Raw genomic sequence first — 8,289 nt, forward strand, 5'->3', positions numbered from 1 at the left:
TAATCTGTGCACCGGCATCGGCCATGCGTTCAAGCTGCATGCGAGATAATCCAGTGAAAACGTCATTACCTGTTTCAAATGTTTTTTCATTCATAAAAAAGCGATGAAGCCTGTATCAGCACCTCATCACAACCTCCCTGACACGATAATTAATAGGATCTGACAGCACATGGGTTTTTCATGCTGCATGGGTTTTTCGGCGCACAAGGATTCCTGGCGGCGCATGGGTTAACTGCGTTACTTACCGGCTTGAATTCTTTCTGTAACACCGCTGTATATGCCGTTAATGCGGCAAGTTGTCTTGAATCCCAGGCAAATGGCTTGCTCTGCATGGGTTTTATCATACAAAACTGGACCATTTCTTCCAATGCAATTGATTCCATGCCGTTATTGTCCGCCACCATTTGCACAAAGTGTGGATAGGGCTTGGCAAAATCGGGTTGCAGCATCGCTTTACCATCCTGATGACAGCTTGAACAGGACATGGAATTATTATGGCTGATTTCCTTACTGTTCCACAGCGCTTTGCCTTCATTTATTAAAGCCGCCCGGTCTCCTTGATAGGGTTTTGTTCCCTCGGGTCGAGTTACCACCTTAGGATCCACTCTATCACCTGCAGCACAAGGATTACTGGCTGCGCATGGATTCATGGCTGCACAGGGATTTCTTGCCGTACAAGGGTTGCATGGATTACGTTTGCCAGCGCGTGGCGCACAAGGTTTGCAGGTTGCCATGGCACAGCCGTTCAATGTTAAAGGCAGCCCGATTACTGCGCCAAATAAAGCAGAAATAATCGCTGCTCTTAATGGTTGAATTTTGGTTTTCATAATTTTCCTTATCTCACAGAGAACTTCTTAAGTTTCGACTAATGCATTAAATAAAGCACCCCGCTGCAAGCGCGGGGGAATTGAATTCGCAGAGATTAATATTTTTTTGCTGCACAAGGATTTTTAGCGGCGCAAGGATTCTTGGCTGCACAAGGATTCTTAGCAGCACATGGATTCCTAGCCGCGCAAGGATTCTTGCCAGCGCAGGGATTTTTCATGTCATGCTGAGGTTGTGCTTTCGCCTTTGGCGCACACGGATTACTCTCAGCAAATGTTGGTGCGCTCATAGAAATTGCCATCAGGCCAGCTACCAGGGAAGAAGCCAAAAGTTTTTGACGTTTTTTCATTAATAATTCTCCTAAGATTTAGTTACAGGATGAAACAAACAGCCAGCAATGGCGGTTCAAAACAAGAATTTGGTACAAAACATCCAAATTCTTGCAACTTAGTCGAAGGCAAATAGATTTCCTTACAATACTGCTCACCATATTCAAATTATCGAAGAACTCCAGTAGCTGTATAGTTCTACAGTTTGCTGGATTGGATGAACCTAATCATTCACCTTGTCAGGTTGCTGAAAACAACGCACCCCTGCCTTCTTTCCGCCCATGCGGATAATTTCCAGTAACCTGTTAAATATTCTTTAAGTAGTAGATGTTGCTGTAATGGGGCATGTACTTGCGTAGTTGGTTTGAACTTCAAATTAATTCGAATATTAAGTGAGACCTTTATAAAAGTTGCACTGCAAACTTGAAGCCACCTTTTGGTTTAGATTTCTGAAAAAATAGTGCATGTTCTGATGAAATCTCTTGCTTAGGTTAAAATACGTGCTGTTTTCTTGCTCGGCATGATTTGTCACAAAATGAAACTTCACCTTCAAATATTTATAAGTCACAAAAAAGGATTATTCTATGAAATACCAGACCGATGATTTGCGCATTATCGGCGTTCACGAGCTTACTCCGCCAGTAGAGCTTCATCGCGAATATCCCATGACGGAAATAGCAACTGAAACCGTTTACGCAGGGCGGAAGGCGACGCATCAGATTTTGCATGGTGAGGATGATCGGCTGCTGGTCGTTGTCGGTCCCTGTTCCATTCACGATGTCGATGCAGCATTGGAATATGCAGCGCGTTTGAAGCATTTGCGCGAGGTACTGAAGCAGCAGTTACATGTCGTGATGCGAGTGTATTTCGAAAAGCCACGCACAACCATCGGTTGGAAAGGGTTAATCAATGACCCTGATCTGGATAACAGTTTTCATATCAATAAGGGACTTAGGATGGCGCGCCGCTTATTGCTGGATTTAAACACGATTGGCATGCCTTCAGCAACCGAGTATCTTGATCTTATCAGTCCGCAATATTTGTCTGATCTGATCAGTTGGGCAGCCATTGGCGCACGCACCACCGAGAGTCAGGGGCATCGCGAATTGGCTTCCGGTGTATCCTGTCCGATCGGTTTTAAAAATGGCACATATGGTAATTTGAATATTGCAATTGATGCAATCAGCGCGGCTTCTCGTCCGCATCATTTTCTTTCGGTTACCAAAGAAGGGCACACAGCTATTTTTGCTACCAAGGGCAATGAAGACTGTCATATTATCCTGCGCGGTGGACGTAAACCAAATTATGATGCAGATAGTCTTGCTTCTGCAGTGGAAGAGTTACAAAAAGCCAAGTTACCCCCACAATTAATGATTGATTTCAGTCACGCGAATAGTCACAAAGATTTCCATCGCCAAACAGAAGTGGCAGCTAATGTGGCAGGGCAAATTGCAGATGGGAACCGTGCTATTTGCGGTGTGATGATCGAGAGTCATTTGGTTGAAGGCTACCAGAAAGTGGATGGCAAGAAACGCGAAGAATTGGTTTATGGGCAAAGTATTACGGATGGTTGCATCGGTTTTGATACGACCGAACAAGTGCTGCATCAGCTTGCCGCAGCGGTAGAAACGCGCAGAAAATAATTGTCTATTGAGCCTGGTGCTATGGCAAACAGCTGGCGTTGACTATCTGCTTTTCAGGTGCGATTCAATGATATGGATTTTATCAATTCATCACTTCAAAGCCCGCATCAACGATAGCTGCTTTAATTTGATCGACATTAATATTGTTCGAGTCATATTGAATGGTCGCTTGCGCAGGTTCGAGGGTTACTTCCGCTTGGAGTATTCCTGACAGGTTATTGAGAACTGTTTTGACACTGTTAACACAACCCATGCAGGTCATGCCTTTTATTATGATAGTGGCAGTTTGCATCGTATTTATCCTAATAAAGATTATTCATGATTGGTGTGCCAACGTTTCAATAGTAGTGAATTGGTGACTACCGAAACAGAACTCATAGCCATAGCGGCACCGGCAATGACCGGATTGAGCATGCCAATGGCTGCCAATGGAATTCCCAGCGTATTGTAGATAAAGGCAAAAAATAGGTTCTGGCGAATTTTTCGAAGTGTGGCACGTGACAGAGAAATGGCATCAACGACACTCGTCAGATCATTGCGAATCAAAGTGATGTCGGCAGCTTCAATCGCGACATCCGAGCCGGCACCAATGGCAAAACTGACATCCGCAGCAGCTAGCGCGGGTGCGTCATTAATACCATCGCCGACCATTCCCGTGAATTTTCCACTGGCTTTTATTTTTTCTACTTCTGCGGCTTTATCCTGTGGCGATACCTCAGCGCGAAATTGCGTAATGCCGGTACGCTTGGCAATTGTCTCTGCGGTTACACTGTTGTCGCCGGTTAACATAATGACTTCAATTCCCATGGACTGCAACTGTTTGATTGCTTCAAGAGAGGTGCTGCGCAGTTGATCTGCAATAGCCAAATAACCAAGTACTTTACCAGCGTCTTGAGTAACGGAGGCAACACCAATAACGGTTTTTCCTTCGGTTTGCAAGCTACAGATTTGTTGCTCATCAATGGCGATGTCGTACTGTTCTAGAAATTTTGGAGAGCCGAGCAGATATTTTATATCATGTAATTGAGCTGTAATGCCGCTGCCAGTAATCGCAGTAAAATTATTGATTGGTTGAAGCTGCAAATTTTCTTTTTGTGCACAATCAATCACAGCGCGTGCCAGCGGATGTTCGGAGCCTTGTTCCAGGGAAGCTGCAATTTGCAACAAATCCTGCTTGCTAACGGATCCCGATGCTACGATGTCGGTAACTTCAGGTTTGCCTTCGGTAAGTGTACCGGTTTTGTCGATTATGAGTGTTTGAATTTTCTCGGCATGTTCTAGTGCTGTTGCATTTTTCACCAGGACGCCAATCTGTGCACCACGTCCTGTGCCAACCATAATGGCAGTCGGCGTTGCTAAACCCAATGCGCATGGACAAGCGATGACCAAGACTGCGACTGCATTGATAAGAGCCGTCACAAAGCTGCCAGTTAACCACCAAGTTATACCCAAAGTTACGATGCTGATCACCACGACAACAGGCACGAAAATTCCCGAGATAGTATCGGCCATGCGTTGTATCGGTGCTTTAGACCCTTGGGCTTCTTCGACCAGATGAATGATCGCGGCGAGTTGGGTTTGTGTGCCGACACTGGTTGCGCGACATTTAAGCAGACCTTGCTGATTCATCGTGGCGGCAAAGACTTTTGCGCCAACCTCTTTGTCAACGGGCAAACTTTCGCCAGTTAGCATGGATTCGTTAATGCTGGAAGATCCTTCGATTACAACCCCATCGACGGGTAAATTTTCACCGGGGCGCACAATAAAGATATCATTGACCTGCAAGCTGCTTGCAGGCACTTCGAGGATCTCTCCATTACGCTCAATGCGTGCTGTTTTAGGCTGCAACTTGATCAATGCCTCGATGGCCTCAGATGTTTTACCTTTGGCGCGTGCTTCCATTAATTTACCCAGTAAAACAAGGGTAATTATGGCCGCGCTGGCTTCAAAATAAACATGTTGATCCAATCCAAATAGGGTGACTGCAGCACTAAAAAAATAAGCCATGCTAGTACCTAACGCTACCAATACATCCATATTGGCACCGCCGCTACGCAGGGAATGCCAGGCACCAACATAAAAGCGGCGTCCAATCCAGAACTGTACCGGAGTAGCCAATAACCATTGCAGCTCGTGTGGAAGCATGTCCATCTCATGGCCAGAAAACATGGCGCCCATTTGAAGCACTAATGGCAATGTGAGGATAGCTGAAATCCAGAATAAGCGTAATTCAGCTTGATAGGCAGTCTGGCGCCGTGCTTTTTCTTCGGCATGGCCAGAATCACTGATTTGGTTGGCTTCATAACCTGCTTTGATGACCGCATCAATTAAGTTGTCGACAGTTACCAAGCCTGGGATGAAATTGACTTTGGCGGTTTCTGTCGCGACATTGACAGTGGCCGTGACGCCGGGCAGTTTGTTCAATGCCTTCTCAATATGCCCGGCACAGGCTGCACAGGTCATTTTGTGCAATTGCAACTGCACCGATCTTGGCGCGATGTGAAAACCGGCATGCTCAATAGCATTAATCAGCGTGCCGGCGTTTACTTGGTCTGCATCATAATTCACATGTGCTTTCTCATTGGCAAAATTGACTGAAGCTTGAACGCCCGAGAGTTTATTTAGATTTTTCTCTATACGCGCGGCGCAGGCGGCACATGTCATACCTTCGATAGGCAATTCAATTTGTCTGAGGGTGGATGTATTCAATATTTTTCCTATGAGTTTGGCTATTGGCGATCTAGCACTAATGTTCCGTCAACCCATTTCACTCTATCTCCTTGCTGAAAGCTTGCTCCTTCAGGAAGTGCGATAATTGCTTGTCTGCCATCATCTAGAGTGATCCCGATCTGGTGCTGATACCCAGGGTAAGCGATACTTCCTTCATGATTGCCACCAATGACTTGCGGATGATCTGTGCCATGCGGAGGAAAATGAGGGGTTTGGCGAATGATCTCTCGAGCGACAGTTCCAGCAACAATTCCACCTGCTATCGCATTCATGCTAGATCCTTGTCCGATTTTATTAATGGAATTGATAATTCCACAGTTAGCGCATCCTGATGTTGTCGGCTGCCGGCGAATAGCTCCAGCGTCGGTACTTTTGATACTGACACTGTTTCGTGGTGCGCTAATTGCTGTGCCAATTCGATGAATGGTTCTTCGCGGTTTGTTTAAATCTGATGGGGTTTCTGGTAAAGATTGGGGCGCCAGATTTTGAGCCCTTGGCGGCAATGGATAGTTATGCTCAAAATTCGTTGCTTGTGGAAAGACAAAACCAGTATAGGATGCGCCTGCTACAAGACTCATCGCAATAACCAATGCTTTTAAATCAATAGCATGGTGTTTGTTTGACATCGCCAATCTCCTTCAAGATACAGATCACAATCAATTTACAATTTTTAGATTAAACGAGATCGGGATGGTTTCATTTTATTATGATTTCTGTCAGCACATAATGTTTGCCGACATGTATATTATCAATCTAATCTTTTGAGCTGTCTTTTTGCTCTGAAGTGGCTTGCTTAGATTCAGGTGAAGTGTCTGAATGAATTCCCCGGTTACGCTTCTTGATCATCAATGCTGCGATGAATATTCCTACTTCATAGAGAAGGCACAGGGGTATTGCTAACATAAATTGTGAAATAACATCAGGGGGTGTGAAAATGGCAGCAATGATAAATGCGCCGACAATTACGTAAGGGCGTATTTCTTTGAGTTTCTCAATAGTGATTACGCCTGCTCTAACTAAAACGATGACAAAGACGGGTACTTCAAAGGTGACTCCAAAAGCCATGAACATGGACAAAACAAAACTCAGGTATTTGCTGATGTCTGTCATTACTGCTACACCTTCCGGTGCAAAATAAGTAATAAACTCAAATACCACCGGCAGTGCGGCAAAATATGCGAATGCCATACCAGCAAAGAACAACAGACTGGTGCCAATAACTAAAGGCAACGCCATGCGTTTTTCGTTGGAATAGAGTCCAGGTGCAACGAAAGCCCATATTTGATATAAGGTATGTGGCAATGTGATGACAAAGGCCATCATCATGGCAACTTTCATGGGTACAAAAAAAGGTGTCGCTACATCCGTGGCTATCATTTGACCACCTAGCGGGAGCTTCTCCAGTAATGGCTGTGCCAGAATGGTATACAGTTCTCGTGCAAAAAAAGCACAGGGAATAAAGCCAAGCAGGAGCATACCCAGTATACGTATCATCCGGGTACGTAATTCCACTAAATGAGATAGGAACGAACCTTCAAGCATGGTTTTTTATTAAAAGTTGTGGGATCAACAATGTGAAAAAGTGTCGATGAGTTTCCAATCAATACACTACAGATTACAATTTCTTTTTTTGTGCATCAGCATCAGTAGTGCGCGAGGTTTTATTGTCGTCTAGCTTTGATTGCCGTGATTTTAACTGCGATTGAGGCGCTGCCAAGTCTTTGGGTGACTTTTCCTCAGTCTGGACATCATTCGTAATAGTGGTTTTCAGTTGTTCTACACTTTGTTGAACTGAGCTTTCAAGTGAGTCGACTGTGTCTTGCACAGAGGATTGCATTTTCTTGAGTTCTTCCATGCGCATTTCATTATGAATATCAGTTCGGATGCCATACATGAAATTACGGCAACGCCCGTACAAATGACCAATTGTTCGAGCAACAACCGGCAGCCGTTCAGGTCCGATTACGATCAAAGCAATCATAGAAATGATCAGTAACTCCATGAAGCTGATATCAAACATGTTGTCTCGTTGATTGAAATTGAATGAATAGGAATTCGATCAAAACCAGACACAGTAGTTAATATACAATTTGATTCTCAGGTTTTGGTTTGAGTTTTTTCCTTGAATTCTGCGTCGTCGGTCTGATTATTAACACCCGTTGGCTGCGATGCGCTGCTTCCCATTTCGGTGCCTGATTTATTGTCTTTCATGTTATTGGGAGCAGCTTCTTTGTTGGTAGTAACCTCTAAAACTGTCTGATTGGCGGATGTGGTGTCTGGATTTTCGGTTTCCGATTCTTTCATTCCTTCTTTGAAGCCTTTCAGGGCGCTTCCCAAATCGCCACCCAGATTACGTAATTTCTTTGTTCCGAATACCAGAACGACAATAGCCAGTACAATAATCCAATGCCAAATGCTAAATGTACCCATTGCTTCCTCCTATTAAATGGAACAGAACTGGTTCAACCTGAGTGAATCATTCCAGGCAAACGATCCCGACCACCGATGATATGGAAATGTAAATGAAATATTTCTTGCCCGCCTGCCGGGCCAGTATTAATGATAGTGCGGAAACCATTTTCACATCCCCGTTCTTTTGCCAGTTGTGGAGCTAATAATAGCATTTTTCCAAGCAAAGGCTGATGAATGTCTTGAACATCGCTGAGCGAATCTATATGCAGTTTAGGAATTAATAAGAAATGGATGGGAGCAGCAGGGTTTATGTCATTAAAGGCAAGAAGATTTTCGTCTTCGTAGATTTT

General features: G+C 44.5%; 10 protein-coding genes. 1 reads left to right on the forward strand and 9 read right to left on the reverse strand.

Features of this window, described 5'->3' with window-relative positions:
• Window positions 1-149: 149 nt before the first annotated feature.
• Both Q0C11_RS13700 and Q0C11_RS13705 read right to left on the reverse strand, forming a co-directional pair.
• Window positions 150-827 carry a c-type cytochrome gene (locus Q0C11_RS13700; RefSeq protein WP_293008911.1) on the reverse strand — a complete coding sequence of 226 codons (678 nt, stop codon included), beginning with the start codon at window positions 825-827 and terminating at the stop codon, window positions 150-152.
• Between the two features lie 95 nt (window positions 828-922).
• Entirely contained in the window at window positions 923-1,174 is a 252-nt protein-coding gene (locus Q0C11_RS13705; protein ID WP_293008913.1) for a hypothetical protein, read from the reverse strand.
• Window positions 1,175-1,738: 564 nt separating this feature from the next.
• On the opposite strand from Q0C11_RS13705, the gene aroG reads away from it, so the two are divergent.
• Window positions 1,739-2,797 (forward strand): 3-deoxy-7-phosphoheptulonate synthase AroG, encoded by a 1,059-nt coding sequence (aroG, locus tag Q0C11_RS13710; RefSeq protein ID WP_293008915.1) that lies wholly within the window; start codon window positions 1,739-1,741, stop codon window positions 2,795-2,797.
• Window positions 2,798-2,879: 82 nt separating this feature from the next.
• On the opposite strand, the gene Q0C11_RS13715 is transcribed toward aroG, so the two are convergent.
• The 7 genes from Q0C11_RS13715 to Q0C11_RS13745 all read right to left on the reverse strand — a co-directional run.
• Window positions 2,880-3,089, reverse strand: coding sequence for a heavy-metal-associated domain-containing protein (locus Q0C11_RS13715; protein ID WP_293008917.1), 210 nt, complete (start codon window positions 3,087-3,089; stop codon window positions 2,880-2,882).
• A 20-nt stretch (window positions 3,090-3,109) separates the two neighbouring features.
• Window positions 3,110-5,506, reverse strand: a complete 2,397-nt coding sequence (locus tag Q0C11_RS13720) for a heavy metal translocating P-type ATPase (protein ID WP_293008919.1) — start codon at window positions 5,504-5,506, stop codon at window positions 3,110-3,112.
• A gap of 20 nt (window positions 5,507-5,526) precedes the next feature.
• Window positions 5,527-6,153, reverse strand: a complete 627-nt coding sequence (locus tag Q0C11_RS13725) for a hypothetical protein (protein WP_293008921.1) — start codon at window positions 6,151-6,153, stop codon at window positions 5,527-5,529.
• Window positions 6,154-6,280: 127 nt separating this feature from the next.
• Window positions 6,281-7,069, reverse strand: coding sequence for a twin-arginine translocase subunit TatC (tatC, locus tag Q0C11_RS13730; RefSeq protein ID WP_293008923.1), 789 nt, complete (start codon window positions 7,067-7,069; stop codon window positions 6,281-6,283).
• A gap of 73 nt (window positions 7,070-7,142) precedes the next feature.
• Window positions 7,143-7,547, reverse strand: coding sequence for a Sec-independent protein translocase protein TatB (gene tatB / locus Q0C11_RS13735; protein ID WP_293008925.1), 405 nt, complete (start codon window positions 7,545-7,547; stop codon window positions 7,143-7,145).
• A 77-nt stretch (window positions 7,548-7,624) separates the two neighbouring features.
• Window positions 7,625-7,957 (reverse strand): Sec-independent protein translocase subunit TatA, encoded by a 333-nt coding sequence (tatA, locus tag Q0C11_RS13740; protein ID WP_293008927.1) that lies wholly within the window; start codon window positions 7,955-7,957, stop codon window positions 7,625-7,627.
• 32 nt (window positions 7,958-7,989) lie between these two features.
• Window positions 7,990-8,289: histidine triad nucleotide-binding protein (locus Q0C11_RS13745; protein WP_293008929.1), on the reverse strand; the 300-nt coding region annotated here is incomplete at its 5' end.

Source organism: Nitrosomonas sp., from assembly GCF_022842015.1.
In the GTDB taxonomy this organism is placed as follows: Bacteria; Pseudomonadota; Gammaproteobacteria; order Burkholderiales; family Nitrosomonadaceae; genus Nitrosomonas.